The 15,643-nt window shown below is 73.6% G+C and carries 9 protein-coding genes; 7 read left to right on the top strand and 2 right to left on the bottom strand.

The window, feature by feature from the left end:
* The first annotated feature begins 477 nt into the window (after positions 1–477).
* Complete coding sequence (locus OG861_RS18825) at positions 478–1,254, top strand: ABC transporter ATP-binding protein (protein ID WP_399279362.1); 777 nt, start codon at positions 478–480, stop codon at positions 1,252–1,254.
* Complete coding sequence (locus tag OG861_RS18830) at positions 1,251–3,827, top strand: ABC transporter permease (RefSeq protein WP_329195847.1); 2,577 nt, start codon at positions 1,251–1,253, stop codon at positions 3,825–3,827. Before OG861_RS18825 ends, OG861_RS18830 begins: the two co-directional genes overlap by 4 nt.
* Positions 3,828–3,941: 114 nt before the next feature.
* Here the strand turns inward: OG861_RS18830 and OG861_RS18835 are convergent, their stop codons facing one another.
* Positions 3,942–5,432 carry a DUF2079 domain-containing protein gene (locus OG861_RS18835; RefSeq protein ID WP_443056527.1) on the bottom strand — a complete coding sequence of 497 codons (1,491 nt, stop codon included), beginning with the start codon at positions 5,430–5,432 and terminating at the stop codon, positions 3,942–3,944.
* Positions 5,433–5,587: 155 nt separating this feature from the next.
* Between OG861_RS18835 and mfd the strand changes: the two genes are divergently transcribed.
* The 3 genes from mfd (at position 5,588) to OG861_RS18850 (ending at position 11,412) form a co-directional block, all read left to right on the top strand.
* Positions 5,588–9,121, top strand: a complete 3,534-nt coding sequence (mfd, locus tag OG861_RS18840) for a transcription-repair coupling factor (RefSeq protein WP_329195843.1) — start codon at positions 5,588–5,590, stop codon at positions 9,119–9,121.
* A 156-nt stretch (positions 9,122–9,277) separates the two neighbouring features.
* Positions 9,278–9,913: a hypothetical protein gene (locus OG861_RS18845; protein ID WP_329195842.1), complete on the top strand. Its 636-nt coding sequence runs from the start codon at positions 9,278–9,280 to the stop codon at positions 9,911–9,913.
* Positions 9,910–11,412: a protein kinase domain-containing protein gene (locus OG861_RS18850; protein ID WP_329195840.1), complete on the top strand. Its 1,503-nt coding sequence runs from the start codon at positions 9,910–9,912 to the stop codon at positions 11,410–11,412. The genes OG861_RS18845 and OG861_RS18850 overlap by 4 nt, the downstream gene beginning before the upstream one ends.
* A gap of 1 nt (position 11,413) precedes the next feature.
* On the opposite strand, the gene OG861_RS18855 is transcribed toward OG861_RS18850, so the two are convergent.
* Positions 11,414–13,759 carry a YfhO family protein gene (locus OG861_RS18855; RefSeq protein ID WP_329195838.1) on the bottom strand — a complete coding sequence of 782 codons (2,346 nt, stop codon included), beginning with the start codon at positions 13,757–13,759 and terminating at the stop codon, positions 11,414–11,416.
* Between the two features lie 236 nt (positions 13,760–13,995).
* Between OG861_RS18855 and OG861_RS18860 the strand changes: the two genes are divergently transcribed.
* On the top strand, positions 13,996–14,619 hold the full coding sequence (locus OG861_RS18860; RefSeq protein ID WP_329195836.1) for a SurA N-terminal domain-containing protein: 624 nt from the start codon (positions 13,996–13,998) through the stop codon (positions 14,617–14,619).
* Between the two features lie 28 nt (positions 14,620–14,647).
* Positions 14,648–15,631: a nucleoside triphosphate pyrophosphohydrolase gene (locus tag OG861_RS18865; protein ID WP_329195834.1), complete on the top strand. Its 984-nt coding sequence runs from the start codon at positions 14,648–14,650 to the stop codon at positions 15,629–15,631.
* Positions 15,632–15,643 lie beyond the last annotated feature (12 nt).

Here is a 15,643-nt window from a genome sequence, read left to right on the forward strand (position 1 = left end):
CGTGCCCGGCCGCCGGGGTCCCGCCGGTTCCCCGGCTCCCTCCGCCCGCCCCGCTCCCCCCGCCTCCCACGGATTGGCTGAAACGTTTCTCCTCAGACGGTTCCGCGCGCCCTCCCCAGGGCGGCCCCCCGCTCTCTCCCCCATGCCCACCGCAGTCCCCTCCACCATGCACGCGTGTGCGGGGAACACCCTCTCACCGGGCGTGCGCCGGCGGTATCCCCGAGACCCGCCGTCCCGAAGGATGAAAACCCCTAGGGGTTCCTCCACAGCCAGGGCGAGGGGTCTTTCGTCCCCGCGGAGGAGGTGCCGGTCTCCGGCAGGTCCTTAACTGAGTCATACGAGCGGGCCGGCCGGGGTGGGGGTAACCCCCGTACGGACACGGCGATGGGCACCAGTGCCCAGCGCACCCCCGTTCAACAGACTTGGGCCGGCGAGCTGCGCCGACCACCGACGAGGGGAAACACCGTGACAACGGCCATGACCGAAACCAGGCAGGGGGGCACTGGGGGGCATCCCGCCGTCGCGGCCCGGGCACGCGAGGTCGTCAAGGCGTACGGCTCGGGCGAGACCCGCGTCGTCGCCCTCGACCGGGTCGACGTGGACATCCACCGCGGCCGGTTCACCGCGATCATGGGCCCCTCCGGCTCCGGCAAGTCCACCCTGATGCACTGCCTGGCCGGTCTGGATACCGTGACCAGCGGCCGGATCCACCTGGACGACACGGAGATCACCGGCCTCAAGGACAAGAAGCTCACGCAGCTGCGCCGCGACAAGATCGGCTTCATCTTCCAGGCGTTCAACCTCCTGCCGACGCTGAACGCCCTGGAGAACATCACGCTCCCCATGGACATCGCCGGCCGCAAGCCCGACGCCCAGTGGCTGGCGCGGGTGGTGGAGACGGTGGGCCTCGCGGGCCGACTCAAGCACCGCCCGACCGAGCTGTCCGGCGGCCAGCAGCAGCGCGTGGCGGTCGCCCGCGCCCTCGCCTCCCGCCCGCAGATCATCTTCGGTGACGAACCCACCGGCAACCTCGACTCCCGCGCCGGGGCCGAAGTCCTCGGCTTCCTGCGCCAGTCGGTGGACGAGCTGGGCCAGACCATCGTGATGGTCACCCACGACCCGGTCGCCGCCTCCTACGCGGACCGCGTCATCTTCCTCGCCGACGGACGCATCGTGGACGAGATGGCGAACCCGAGCGCCGACCAGGTCCTGGACCGGATGAAGGACTTCGACGCACGCGGGCGGACCTCGTGACCGTCATGAAGACGGCGCGGCGCAACTTCGTCGCGCACAAGGGGCGCATGGCCCTCTCCGCCATCGCCGTACTGCTCTCCGTCGCCTTCGTCTGCGGCACCCTGGTGTTCACGGACACCATGAACACCACCTTCGACAAGCTGTTCGCGGTCACCAGTTCCGACGTCACGGTCAGCCCGAAGCAGCCCGACGAGGGCAAGGCGCCCGGTGACAGCGGCAAGCCCGAGGTGCTCGCCGGCCCGGTCGTCGAACGCGTCTCGAAGATCGAAGGCGTGAAGACCGCCGAGGGCGGTGTGATCTCGGCGGCCGTCACCGTCGTCAACGCCAAGAACGAGAACCTCGGTTCGGACGGCGGTGCCCCGACCCTCGCGGGCAACTGGACCGAGAACGAGCTCAAGTCCATGAAGATCACCTCCGGTCGGGCCCCGCGCGGCCCGACCGAGGTGATGATCGACGCCGACACCGCGAAGAAGCACCACCTCGCGCTCGGGGACGACATCCGCACGATCGCCGTCACCGGCGACAACCGGGCCAAGATCAGCGGTATCGCCTCCTTCACCGTGACCAACCCGGGCGCCACCGTCGTCTACCTCGACACCGCCACCGCCCAGCAGCTGCTGCTCGGCGCCCCCGGCGCGTTCACGCACGTCAACGTCACCGCCAAGGACGGGGTCGGCGACGAGCAGCTCAAGCGGAACATCGCGAAGGCCGTCGGCGCGGACACCTACAAGCTGCAGACCGCGAAGGAATCCGCGGACGCCAACCGCAAGAGCGTCGGCTCGTTCCTGAACGTGATGAAGTACGCGATGCTCGGCTTCGCGCTGATCGCCTTCCTGGTCGGCATCTTCCTCATCTTCAACACGTTCTCGATGCTGGTCGCCCAGCGCACCCGCGAGATCGGACTGATGCGTGCCATCGGCGCCGACCGCAAGCAGATCAACCGCTCCGTCCTCGTCGAGGCCTTCCTGCTCGGTGTCGTCGGCTCGGTCCTGGGCGTCGGCGCCGGGGTGGGTCTGGCCGTCGGCCTGATGAAGCTCATGGGCCAGATGGGCATGGACCTGTCCACCGACGACCTGACCGTCGCCTGGACCACCCCCGCCGTCGGCCTGTTCCTCGGCATCCTCGTCACCGTCGTCTCCGCCTACATCCCCGGCCGCCGCGCCGGGAAGGTCTCGCCGATGGCCGCGCTGCGCGAGGCCGGCACACCCGGCGACAAGCGGGCCGGCCGCATCCGGGCCGCCTTCGGCCTGGTCCTGACCGGGCTCGGCGGCGCCGCGCTCTTCCTCGCCTCGGCCGCCGACAAGGCCACCCAGGGCTCGCTGTGGCTGGGGCTGGGCGTCGTCCTGACCCTCATCGGGTTCATCGTGGTCGGCCCCTTCCTCGCCGGGATCGTCGTACGGCTGCTGTCCGCGCCGGTGCTGCGGCCCTTCGGCTCCGTCGGCAGGCTCGCCGAACGCAACGCGCTGCGCAACCCGCGGCGCACCGGCGCCACCGCCGCCGCGCTGATGATCGGTCTGGCGCTGGTCGCCTGCCTGTCGGTGGTCGGCTCCTCGATGGTGGCCTCCGCGACCGCCGAGCTCGACAAGTCGGTCGGCGCGGACTACATCGTCAGCTCCCCGTCCGGACAGCCGGTCGTGCCGCAGGCCGAACGGGCGATGCGCGCCGCCGCCAACCTGGACCACGTCACCGCCTACCGCGAGATCCCGGTGAAGATCACCGCTCCCGACGGGTCCAGCGGAGACTACGGCCTGGGCGCGACGGACCCCACGTACGCCAAGGACATCCGGCGCACGATGACGGCCGGCGAGCACGCGGCGGCGTACGGGGCGAACGCGATGTCGGTCGGCTCGCTCTACGCCACCGAGCACCACCTGAAGGTGGGTGACGAGCTGACGGTCGCCTTCAACGGCGGTAAGACGGCCAAGCTGAGGATCGCGGCGATCACCAGCGACGACGGCAACCTCGACAAGGGGATGAAGTACATCAGCACGGCCGTCGCCGAGGCGAACCTGCCGGCCGACGCGCTGCCGCGCCCCTTCATGCTGCTGGCCACCGCCAAGTCCGGGCAGGCGGACGCCGCCTACGACGGGGTCAAGGCCGCGCTGGCGCAGTACCCGCAGTACAAGGTGCTCAACCAGGCCGACTACAAGCAGGTCCTGCGCGACCAGGTGGGCCAGCTGCTGAACATCGTCTACGGGCTGCTCGCCCTCGCGATCATCGTCGCCGTGCTGGGTGTGGTGAACACCCTGGCGCTCTCGGTGGTCGAGCGGACCCGGGAGATCGGCCTGATGCGTGCCATCGGCCTGTCCCGGCGTCAGCTGCGCCGCATGATCCGCCTGGAGTCGGTGGTCATCGCCCTGTTCGGCGCGCTGCTCGGCCTCGGTCTGGGCATGGGCTGGGGCGCGACGGCGCAGCGGCTGCTGGCGCTCGAAGGGCTGAAGGTGCTGGAGATCCCGTGGCCGACGATCCTCGGGGTGTTCGCCGGCTCGGCCCTGGTGGGCCTGTTCGCCGCACTGGTCCCGGCGTTCCGGGCGGGGCGGATGAACGTACTGAACGCGATCGCCACCGACTAGGGACTGCCGGACAGGACCCGGTTCGGGAGGCGTTCGCCACGGGGGTACACCGGCCCCGGTCCCGCCCGCGAGGGCGCGGCCGGGGCCGGTGTCGTGTCCCGGTCCGGGGCCGCGTCACAGCCGTTGGAGGACGATGATCCCGCCGGCCTCGCCGAGCACCCCGAACCGGGCGCCGGGGTGCAGGCGGACGGCGCCGGCGACCGGGTCGTCGCCGGCCCAGCCGGAGGAGGTGTCGAAGGCGACGAAGGCCGGGAGCACGCCCGGGGCGGAGCCGATCCAGTAGACCCGACAGCGCGAGGTCAGCCGGGACAGCGGCGGGGTGTCGGCCTCCACGCTCGCCCCGTCCGGGATCCGGGCCAGGAGCCGGTCGGCCTCGGTGACGCGGGCGGGCGTGGTGTACGTGGACCGGTGCCCCAGCCGTTCCAGGGGGAGGGTGGTGGCGCTGAGGGTGAGGGCGGCCGCGAGGAGGGCGCCGGGCAGGTGGACGGCGTAGGCGCGCAGCCACGGCCGGGTGGCACGGCGGGACCTGTCGAGGGCGTCGGCCAGCGCGAGGGAGGCCACCGGCATGAGGACGGCGCTGTAGTGCCAGTCGGTGGACCAGTAGTGCTCGTCGCCGGACAGGAACCGCCAGCCGAGGGTGGGCAGGGCCACCAGCAGCAGCGGGGAGCGCAGGGCCAGCAGCCCGGTGGTGGGGACCAGCACCCAGGCGAGGGTGTCCACTTTGGTGGCGAGCCCGGCCGTCGGCGAGGCGCCCCCGACCTTCTCCCAGTAGGCGTAGCCGCTGCCGAAGGCCGGAATCACGACGGTGAACACGAGGACGGCCGCCAGGACGGCGAGGACGGCGGTCAGGGCGGCGGCCGCCGCGGCCCGCCGGTCGGTGCGCCGGGCCTGCCGGGCGACGAGCAGGGCCAGGGCGGCGAGGGTGAAGCCGAGGTCCTCCTTGACGAGGAGCAGGGGCAGCCCCCACAGCAGCGCGGCCCCGGGGCGGCCGGCGAGCAGCGCCTCCAGCGCGAAGGCGAGCAGCGGTACGGCGAAGCAGACCTCGTGGAACTCGAAGTCGACGGCCCGCTGGATGCCCCAGCCCAGTCCGTACGCGGCGCCCACGCACAGGCCCGGGGCCCGGCCGAGCAGACGGGTCGCGGCGCGGGTGACGGGTACCGCGGAGACGGCGAACAGGGCGGCCTGCGCGAGGAGCAGTGTGGCGGGGCCGGGGAAGACCCGGTACAGGGGTGCGAGCACGGCGATGACGGGGCTGAAGTGGTCGCCGAGGATGTTGGCGCCGGGGCCCTTGAGGTCGGCGACGGGCGCCTGGAGGTGCGCGTACGCCCTGACCGCCTGCTCGAAGATGCCCAGGTCCCAGGAGGTGGCTTCCATGCGCCGGTGGCGGGAGAGGGAGAGCACGGCGTAGGCGGCGAACAGCAGGGCGGCCAGTGCGTACGGCTCGGCGCGGCGGAGGTCCCGGCCCGCCGTGTCCCGGGGGACGGCGGCGGGCCCGGTTATGGCGTCAGTCGTCACGCGGTGGTGCTCCCTCTGCCGGTCGGGGTCAGGGGGATGAACCCTTGCGGCGGGGCGACGCGGCACGTTCGGTCGGTACTTCCGGGACATCGTAGAGGCGCGGCGGCGGCACGGGGCGGCGCGGGGCCGCCCCGGCGGCAATCCCTCGCGCGGGTGTCGGTCGCGCGTCGTACGCTGGGAGCCCCCGGCCCGTTCACGTGTCGGGTCCTTCGCGTTGCCCCTCCACCGGACGGAAAGCCTCCTTCATGAGCCTGCACGGACTGCTCGACGCCGTCACCCGGGACCCCGCCCTCGCCGAGGCGGTCGCGGCGGCCGGGGACGGCAACCGGATGCACGTCGACCTGGTCGGCCCGCCCGCCGCCCGGCCCTTCGCGATCGCGGCGCTGGCCCGGCGCACCGGGCGGACGGTGCTCGCGGTGACCGCCACCGGGCGGGAGGCGGAGGACCTCGCGGCCGCGCTGCGGTCCTTCCTGCCCGCGGACGAGGTGGCGGAGTACCCCTCCTGGGAGACGCTTCCGCACGAGCGGCTGTCGCCGCGCAGCGACACCGTGGGCCGGCGGCTCGCGGTGCTGCGCCGGCTCACGCACCCCAGCGAGGACGACCCGGCGGCCGGTCCCGTCAGCGTCGTGGTCGCGCCGATCCGCTCGGTGCTCCAGCCGCAGGTCAAGGGGCTGGGCGAGCTGGTGCCGGTGAGCTTGCGGCAGGGCGAGAGCGTCGATCTGGGGCAGGTCACCGGGGCGCTGGCCGCCGCCGCGTACGCGCGGGTCGAGCTGGTGGAGAAGCGCGGCGAGTTCGCCGTGCGCGGCGGCATCCTCGACGTGTTCCCGCCCACCGAGGAGCACCCGCTGCGCGTGGAGTTCTGGGGTGACGAGGTCGAGGAGATCCGTTACTTCAAGGTCGCCGACCAGCGGTCCCTGGAGATCGCCGAGCACGGGCTGTGGGCGCCGCCGTGCCGGGAGCTGCTGCTGACCGACGAGGTGCGGGAGCGGGCGGCGGCGCTGGCCGAGGAGCACCCGGAGCTCGGCGAGATGCTGAACAAGATCGCCGAGGGGATCGCGGTGGAGGGCATGGAGTCGCTCGCGCCCGTCCTCGTCGACGACATGGAACTGCTGCTCGACGTGCTGCCGGCCGGGTCCATGGCGGTGGTCTGCGACCCCGAGCGGGTCCGGACCCGGGCCGCGGACCTCGTGGCGACCTCGCAGGAGTTCCTGATGGCGTCCTGGGCGGCGACCGCAGGCGGCGGCTCCGCCCCCATCGACGTCGGCGCGGCCTCGCTGCGCGGCATCGCGGACGTACGGGAGCACGCGCGCGAGCTGGGCATGATGTGGTGGTCGGTGTCCCCCTTCGCCGCGGACGAGGAAGCGGCCGGGAGCGACACCCTCAAGCTGGGCATGCACGCCCCCGAGGCGTACCGCGGCGACACCGCCCGCGCGCTCGCCGACACCAAGGGGTGGATCGCCGACGGCTGGTACACCGTCTACCTGACCGAGGGCCACGGCCCGGCCGCCCGTACCGTCGAGGTGCTCGGCGGCGAGGGCATCGCGGCCCGTCTGGAGGCGGACCTGCGCACCCTGGAGCCGTCGCTCGTGCACGTGTCGTGCGCCTCGCTCGACCAGGGATTCGTGGACCCCGCCCTCAAGATCGCCGTCCTGACCGAGACCGACCTGACGGGCCAGCGCACCGCCAGCAAGGACCTGGGCCGGATGCCGACCCGGCGCCGCAAGTCCATCGACCCCCTCACGCTGGAGACCGGCGACTACATCGTGCACGAGCAGCACGGCGTGGGCCGCTACATCGAGATGGTGCAGCGCACGGTCCAGGGCGCCACCCGCGAGTACCTCCTGGTGGAGTACGCGCCCGCCAAGCGCGGCCAGCCCGGCGACCGGCTGTACATCCCCACCGACCAGCTGGAGCAGGTCACCAAGTACGTCGGCGGCGAGGCCCCGACCCTGCACCGGCTCGGCGGCGCGGACTGGACGAAGACCAAGGCGCGCGCGAAGAAGGCCGTCAAGGAGATCGCCGCCGACCTGATCAAGCTGTACAGCGCGCGGATGGCGGCCCCCGGCCACACCTTCGGCCCGGACACGCCCTGGCAGCGGGAGCTGGAGGACGCCTTCCCGTACGCGGAGACCCCCGACCAGCTCACCACCATCGCCGAGGTCAAGGAGGACATGGAGAAGTCCGTCCCCATGGACCGCCTGATCTGCGGCGACGTCGGCTACGGCAAGACCGAGATCGCGGTCCGCGCGGCCTTCAAGGCGGTCCAGGACGGCAAGCAGGTCGCCGTGCTCGTCCCCACCACGCTTCTGGTGCAGCAGCACTTCGGGACCTTCTCCGAGCGCTACAGCCAGTTCCCCGTCAACGTGAGGGCGCTGTCGCGCTTCCAGTCCGACACCGAGTCCAAGGCCACCTTGGAGGGGCTGCGCGAGGGCTCGGTGGACGTGGTCATCGGCACGCACCGCCTCTTCTCGCAGGAGACGAAGTTCAAGGACCTGGGCCTGGTCATCGTCGACGAGGAGCAGCGCTTCGGCGTCGAGCACAAGGAGCAGCTCAAGAAGCTGCGCGCCAACGTCGACGTGCTGACGATGTCCGCCACGCCGATCCCGCGCACCCTGGAGATGGCGGTGACCGGCATCCGCGAGATGTCGACGATCACCACCCCGCCGGAGGAGCGGCACCCGGTGCTCACCTTCGTCGGCCCGTACGAGGAGAAGCAGATCGGCGCGGCCATCCGGCGCGAACTGCTGCGCGAGGGCCAGTGCTTCTACATCCACAACCGGGTCGAGTCCATCGACCGGGCCGCCGCGAAACTGCGGGAGATCGTGCCCGAGGCGCGGATCGCGACGGCGCACGGACAGATGTCCGAACAGGCCCTGGAGCAGGTCGTCGTGGACTTCTGGGAGAAGAAGTTCGACGTGCTCGTCTCCACCACGATCGTCGAGTCGGGCATCGACATCTCCAACGCCAACACCCTCATCGTCGAGCGCGGCGACAACTTCGGCCTCTCCCAGCTGCACCAGCTGCGCGGCCGCGTCGGCCGCAGCCGCGAGCGCGGGTACGCGTACTTCCTCTACCCGCCGGAGAAGCCGCTGACCGAGACCGCGCACGAGCGGCTCGCGACGATCGCCCAGCACACCGAGATGGGCGCCGGCATGTACGTGGCGATGAAGGACCTGGAGATCCGCGGCGCGGGCAACCTGCTGGGCGGCGAGCAGTCCGGCCACATCGCGGGCGTCGGCTTCGACCTGTACATCCGCATGGTCGGCGAGGCCGTCGCCGACTACCGGGCCGCGGTCGAGGGCGCCGTGGAGGAGGAGCCGGCGCTGGAGGTGAAGATCGAGCTGCCCGTCGACGCGCACGTCCCGCACGACTACGCGCCCGGCGAGCGGCTGCGCCTGCAGGCGTACCGGTCCATCGCGTCGGCGAACTCCGAGGCCGACATCAAGGCCGTGCGCGAGGAGCTGACCGACCGCTACGGCAAGCTGCCCGAGCCGGTGGAGAACCTGCTGCTGGTGGCGGGGCTGCGGATGCTGGCCCGCGCCTGCGGGGTCGGCGACATCACCCTGCAGGGCAACAACATCCGGTTCGGGCCGGTGGAGTTGCGCGAATCGCAGGAGCTGCGGCTCAAGCGGCTCTACCCGGGAGCGGTGCTCAAGCCCGCCACCTCACAGGTGCTCATCCCGCGGCCGAAGACCGCGAAGGTCGGCGGGAAGCCACTGGTCGGGCGGGAGCTGCTGGGGTGGACCGGGGAGTTCCTCACCACCATCCTCGGCTCGTAACACCCGGCGCGAGGCGGTCCGGACCCGGTGTCCGGGCCGCCTCGCCGCCGATCGTGCGGCGACCGTACAACGGTTGGGCACATCCCCTCACCATGGCCGGAAACGCTGTATACGCTCATACCCGCAACCCTTCCGCACGGCCCGTCAGGAGCACCGATGCACGCCCCCGGCATCCCGCCGCAGCATCCCCACCGGCCCAGTACCGAGGGCGTGGTGGCGCTGCGCGTGCTGTTCGCGCTGCTGCCGGTCCTCAGTTGCGGATTCCTGGCCTGGGGCACGATGCTGCGGCTCGCGATAGTGACCCGCGCGGCCCGTGACTGGACGCTGCTGGCGCTCAGCTGCGTGCTGTCCGTGGCCTCGGTCGTGCTGATCGGCGCGGACCCGACCCCGGACACCAGCGGCTGGCAGGGCAACGCCGGCGCCGGCATCATCCTCCTCACCGGCTTCGCCACCTGCGTGTACTTCCTCGTCGCCGACATCCGCCACCACGAGAAGCGGGCCGCGGCCCCCGCCGCGCACTGGTACGCCGCGCAGAACCCGCCCTACCCGGGCCCGCAGCAGCAGACCACGCCCGCCTACGGCTACCCGCCCGTGCAGTCCCCCGGCCAGACGCCGCTGCCGACGCCCCCGCAGCCGCAGGTCCCGCCGCAGCCGACGCCGCCCCCGCGCATCGGGCAGGTCCGCGCCGAGCTCGACGAGCTGAGCGAGCTGCTGCGCAAGCAGACCCCGCCGCCCCCCGGCGGCCCCTACCAGGACCCGAACCGGACCGCCGTGCAGGGCCCCGAGCAGTGACCGACCGGCTCATCGGCGAGCGCTACCAGCTCGCCTCCCTCCTCGGCCAGGGCGGCATGGGCCAGGTGTGGACCGCCTACGACCGGCGCCTGGACCGCCGCGTCGCCGTCAAACTGCTGCGCCCCGACAAGGTCGCCGGTCCCGGCACCGTCGCCGAGGAGCTGCGCCGCCGCTTCGTACGCGAATGCCGGGTCACCGCGCAGGTCGACCACCCCGGCCTGGTCACGGTCCACGACGCGGGCAACGACGGCGACGAACTGTTCCTGGTGATGGGCCACGTCGACGGCTCCAACCTGGCCGACCACCTCGCGGAGCACAGCCCCTACCCGTGGCAGTGGGCCGTCGCGGTGGTCGCGCAGCTGTGCTCCGTGCTGTCGGCGGTGCACGCCGTGCCGATCGTGCACCGCGACTTGAAGCCCCGCAACGTCATGGTCCGCCCCGACGGCACCGTGCTGGTGCTGGACCTCGGCGTCGCCTCCGTGATGGACACCGACACCACCCGGCTCACCAACACCGGCACCCCCATCGGCAGCCCCGCCTACATGGCCCCCGAGCAGGCCATGGGCGGCGCGGTGGGCCCCTACACCGACCTGTACGCGCTCGGCGTGCTGCTGTACGAACTCCTCAGCGGCAACGTCCCCTTCGCCGGTTCGACGGCGCTGGGCGTCCTGCACCGGCACCTGTACGAGCCCCCGGCTCCGGTGCGCCCCGGGCGCCCGGAGGTCCCGCACGCGCTGGAGGCCGTACTCCTGCACCTGCTGGCCAAGGACCCGCAGGACCGGCCCGCCTCCGCGCAGGCGGTCTACGAGGCCCTCGCCCCGCTGCTGCCCCGCCAGGGCGGTGCCCCCGCCGGGCCGCTCGACCCGACCCGGCCGTTCCTGCGCCCCCAGGCCCCCTGGCCCGACCGCGCCACCACCCCCCAGGCCCCGCCGCAGCCCCCGGCCGCGCCCCGGCCGGACATCCCGGGAGCGGTGGACGAGGCGCGCAAGTTGCTGGACCAGGGGCAGCTCACCCAGGCCGGGGACATCCTCGGCGGCATCCTCCCGGCGGCCGCCGCCGAGCACGGGGAGCACTCGCCGGTGGTCCGCTCGCTGCGCAAGCAGTACGCGGCCACGCTGATGGACGACGGCCAGTACCGCCGGGCCCTGCCCGAACTGCGCTGGCTCGCCGAGCAGTTCCCGGCCGGGGACGCCCAGTCGCTGCGCTTCCGCTACGACGCCGCGCAGTGCCTCGAACAGCTCGGGGAACCGGCGGCGGCGCTCGCCGAATACCGCTCCCTGCTCCCGCTGTTCGAGAACCACTACGCCAACCCGGACCCCGGCCTGCCGCTGGAGGTCCGGCGCCGGATAGCGCACCTGCTGCTGTCCATGGGCGACCGGGCGGCGGCGCACGACACCCTGGTCCGCCTCCTGTTCGACGCGGACCGCCTCCACGGGCCGGCCCACCCGCTCCCCTCGGAGATCCGCCGCACCCTCCAGTGGCTCGGCCAGGTCCGCTGACTCACGCCAGGCGGCGCCCCCGGGCCGCCCGCAGGGCCACCACCAGCAGGGCCGCCGCCGCGAGGGCCGCCCCCGGCAGGAGTCCCGGGGGCCGGAAGGAGCAGCTCACCGTGGTGGTGCGGCCGTCCAGCGGGACGGCGACGAGCCCCAGGTGCGCCCCGGCCGGCCGCCCGTCGCAGGTCCAGCCGGCGATGGCGGGGGCGGCGAGGACCGCGGTGCCCCCGGTGCCCGGGCGGAAGGTGGCCCGGACCCCCGAGGCCCCGACCCGCACCTCCACCGGCGCCGACGCGCGCAGCGCCGCCACCGCCGCGTCCAGGCGGGCCCGGTCCAGGCAGGACAGCAGCCACCGCGCGGGCGCCGGGGCGTCGAAGCGCAGCGCCGAGGAGGCGCCCCGGGAGGGGCCCATGGGCTGGAGGGCGGCCCGGTTGCGCGGGGGAGTGGCGTTGAGGCGGAACGCCGGCCCGTCCGCGAGGCGGGCGGTCGCGTTGTACTGCGGCGCCCACAGGAACGCCTCGGTGCCCGCCCGGCACACCCCGGGCGCGACGGGGTCCTCGTATACCCGGGCACCCAGCAGGAGTTCCTGGTTGGTGAAGGGAGACTCCCCGTAGGACGGGGGCGGCCCCGGCGGGCGGAGCGTGACCAGCGGAAGGGTGGCGGCGCGGGCCACCGTGCCGTCGGGCCGCAGCCGGGCCCCGACCGAGAACAGGGCGTCCGTCACGGGGTTGTCGAGGCTCTGCACGTTGCGGCCCCGCGAGGTCCAGCCGGCGCCGAGGGCGACCATCGTGCGGGTGAACACGTCCGGGGTGTGGCTGCTGTAGTAGGCGCCGCCCTCCCCGCCCAGCAGCAACGGGTCGTTGCCCGTCAGGGCGGGCCTGCCCGGGTCGGTCCGGTACGCGGGCCAGCCCTCGGCGCCGGCCAGCGCCCGGGCACGGGCCGTGTGGGCGGGGCCCCAGGAGGGGTAGTCGTCCAGTCCGCCCAGCGTTCCCCGGTGCCCGTACGCGGTCGTCGCCGCGGCCTGTGCCACCAGGACCAGTGCCAGCGCCCAGGCCGCCGGCCGGGCGGACCACCCCCGGCGGCCGAGCACCGCCCAGGCGGCCGCCGCCACGGCGCCCCCGGCGCCGAACAGGGCGTACCCCCAGCCCGTCGCGAGCCCGCTCGCGCCCGCGCCGAGCGCGACGGCGGCCAGCACCCCCGCCCCCGCCGCCAGGGCCGCGAAGCCGGGCGGGCCCGCCGCCAGCGCCGTCCAGGCGGCGATCACCACGATCCCGGCGAGGACGAAGGTCTGCCGGTACGGGCTGCCGTTCGGCGTCGCGAAGACGTGCCAGGCCAGATGGGTCGGCGTCCACTGGAGCGACAGCAGCACCGCCACCACCAGGCCCGCCCACCACAGCCGGACCCGTTCCGGCAGCGCGCGGTGGAACGGCAGCGCGGCCGCCAGCAGCAGCGTCCCGGTGCCCACGAACAGGGCCGGGGAAGAGAAGGAGTAGGTGGCGGGCAGCAGCCGCGCCAGCAGGTCGGCCGCCGGCACCGGCCGGAACTCCCTGGACCAGCCCGGGTAGGCCTGCTCCGAGCTCAGGAACACCGGCAGCAGCACCGGCGCGGACAGGGCCGCGCCCGTCACGGTCGTCACCGCCGCCCGCCCCGACACGCGCAGCCGCTCCCGCACACCGTCCCGGGTCAGCACCACCCGTACCAGCAGCACCAGCGCGGCGCCCAGCGTCGCCATGTAGGCGGTGTAGAAGTTCGCCGTCCAGCACAGCGCCACCACCACCGTCCCGGCCACCGGCCGCCGCGCGCGCAGCGCCCACTCACCCGTCAGACACAGGAGCGGGAAGGCGATCAGGCCGTCCAGCCACATCGGGTTGTAGGACGCCTCGATCACCGACCAGCCGCACAGCGCGTACGAGGCGCCCAGCAGCCCCGCCGCCCACCACGGCCCGCGGCGCTGCGTGCGCAGCAGCCAGGCCATCGCCGCCCCCGCCACCGCCGTCTTGAGCACGGTGACGACGTACACCGCCAGATCGATGTCGGTGCGCGGGAAGAGCCCGACCAGCACGGCGAACGGGCTGCTCAGGTACGTCCCGTAGTCGGGCAGGAAGCTCGTGCCGTACCCGGACTGCCAGTTGAGCAGCATCCCGCCCTCGGCGCGCCCGTGCAGCAGGTCCCACAGGTGCGCGTGGAAGGGCACGAACTGGTTGCCGAGGTCGTTGACGCTGCGGTGGCGGTGCCCGTACGGGAAGACGCGCGCGAGGGCGTCCCCCGCGCACACGGCGGCCGCGGTGGTCAGGGCGGCGAGTACCGCACCCAGGAGTGAGGTGCGGCGCCGGGAGCGGTGCGGTGTCGACATGGTGGGCCGACCCTGACAGCCGCGCCGGTCCGCGCGGTGGCCGCCGGGTGGCGCCGGCGCGAACGGGCGCCGCACGGCCGTGCCGCGGCCGCAAGGCCGCTGCGCCCGCAGCGCACCCCGACACCCCGGTAATCGTTGGTCGAACCGGTGGCTCGGAACCCCCCGACTGCATACCATCGATCACCGCACGGCCTTCTTGTGCATTGCCGCACAATCTCCCGGCCCTGGAGGCTCCTTTGCACCGTCGCACAGCGCTCTCCGTCTCCGCCGCCCTGCTCGCGGCGGCCCCCCTGCTGTCCGCCTGCTCCGGCCAGGCACATCCCGGCACGGCGGCCGTCGTCGGCGGCGAACGCATCACCACCTCCGCCCTCCAGGCACAGGTGAACGAGGTCCGCAGCGCGCAGAACCGTTCCGATCAGGGCGCCCAACTCATCGAGGCGACGCCCCGCCTGGACCGGTCCAAGCTGAACCGGATGATCCAGTCCGCCGTCCTGGAGCGCGCCGCGAAGGACGCCGGGGTCACGGTGACGACCAAGGAGATCGAGGACGTCCGCAAGGCCCAGCTCCAGCAGGCGGGCACCCCCGCGGCGCTGGAGACGGCGGCCCTCCAGCAGGCCCAGCTCGCCCCGGACCAGATGGACGCGGACACCCGCTTCAAGCTGCTGCGGGACAAGCTGTTCGAGCACTACGGCAACCAGGACAAGGCGCTGGAGAAGCTCGGCGCCGCCGCGAAGGCGCTGCACGTCCAGGTCAACCCGCGCTACGGCCGCTGGGACGCGCGGCAGATCCTGCTCGGCGACGAAACGACGCCCTGGATCACCCAGCAGACCCGGCCCGAGCAGGCACCCGCCGGGGCGTGAGCCGTGGGGGCGGAGGTAGGTTCGGAGGGTGACTGAGCACGCGCCGCCCTCCGAGCCCACCGGCCGCATCGTCTTGCTGACCACCAGCCACCGGGTCGCCCCCGGACTGCTGTCCTGGCCGGCGTGGCAGACCCTGCACGCCGCCGACCGGGTGCTGTGCGCGGACCTGGGCCACCCGCAGCTGCCGTACCTGCGGGAGGCGGGCGTGGAGGTGGCGCACGAGAGCCCCGACGCCCACGCCCTCGTCGAGGCGTGCGCCGGCGGCCGCACCGTCGTCGTGCTGCCGGCCGGCGAAGGGGACCGGCGGCTCACCGACGGACTGGCCCGCCTGGCCGGCTCCGGCCGGGTCGCCATGCCCGACCTGGAGCTGATGCCCGGCTCCTACGACCTGCCCGGCGCCCGCCTGCTCGACCTGGTCCAGGTCATGGACCGGGTGCGCCGCGAATGCCCCTGGACCTCCCGCCAGACCCACGAGGGGCTGGTGAAGTACGCCATCGAGGAGGCGTACGAGCTGGTCGAGGCGATCGAGGCGGGCGACCGCGAGGAGCTGCGGGAGGAACTGGGCGACGTCCTGCTCCAGGTCTTCTTCCACGCGCGGATCGCGCAGGAGGACCCGGACGAGCCGTTCTCCATCGACGACGTGGCCGGGAACCTGGTCGAGAAGCTGATCCGGCGCCACCCGCACGTCTTCGGCGACGAGGCCGCCGAGACCCCCGAGGACGTCAGCGCGCACTGGCAGCGCACCAAGGCGGTGGAGAAGCAGCGGGAGTCGGTCACCGACGGAGTTCCCCTGGGCCAGCCCGGTCTCGCGCTCGCCGCCAAGCTGGCGGGCCGCGCCAGGGCTGCCGCCCTGGCGGTGGAGCTGCCCCGGGGCGAAGGCGTCGGCTACGAACTGCTGGAACTGGCGGCGCGCGCCGAGGCGGAGGGCATCGACCCCGAGACGGCGCTGCGCGCGGCGGCCCGCGCCTACCGGGCGGCGATCCGCGCGGCGGAGGGCGTCGCCGCGGAGTAGCGCCGCAGTGCG

The sequence above is a fragment of the Streptomyces sp. NBC_00539 genome (genome assembly GCF_036346105.1).
In the GTDB taxonomy this organism is placed as follows: Bacteria; Actinomycetota; Actinomycetes; order Streptomycetales; family Streptomycetaceae; genus Streptomyces.

Excerpts from the sequence above, each read along its gene's own strand:
- OG861_RS18825 (WP_399279362.1), top strand. The coding sequence starts at position 478 with ATGACCGAAACCAGGCAGGGGGGCACTGGGGGGCATCCCGCCGTCGCG.
- OG861_RS18845 (WP_329195842.1), top strand. The coding sequence starts at position 9,278 with ATGCACGCCCCCGGCATCCCGCCGCAGCATCCCCACCGGCCCAGTACC.
- mfd (WP_329195843.1), top strand. The coding sequence starts at position 5,588 with ATGAGCCTGCACGGACTGCTCGACGCCGTCACCCGGGACCCCGCCCTC.
- OG861_RS18835 (WP_443056527.1), bottom strand. The coding sequence starts at position 5,432 with ATGTCCCGGAAGTACCGACCGAACGTGCCGCGTCGCCCCGCCGCAAGG.
- OG861_RS18855 (WP_329195838.1), bottom strand. The coding sequence starts at position 13,759 with ATGTCGACACCGCACCGCTCCCGGCGCCGCACCTCACTCCTGGGTGCG.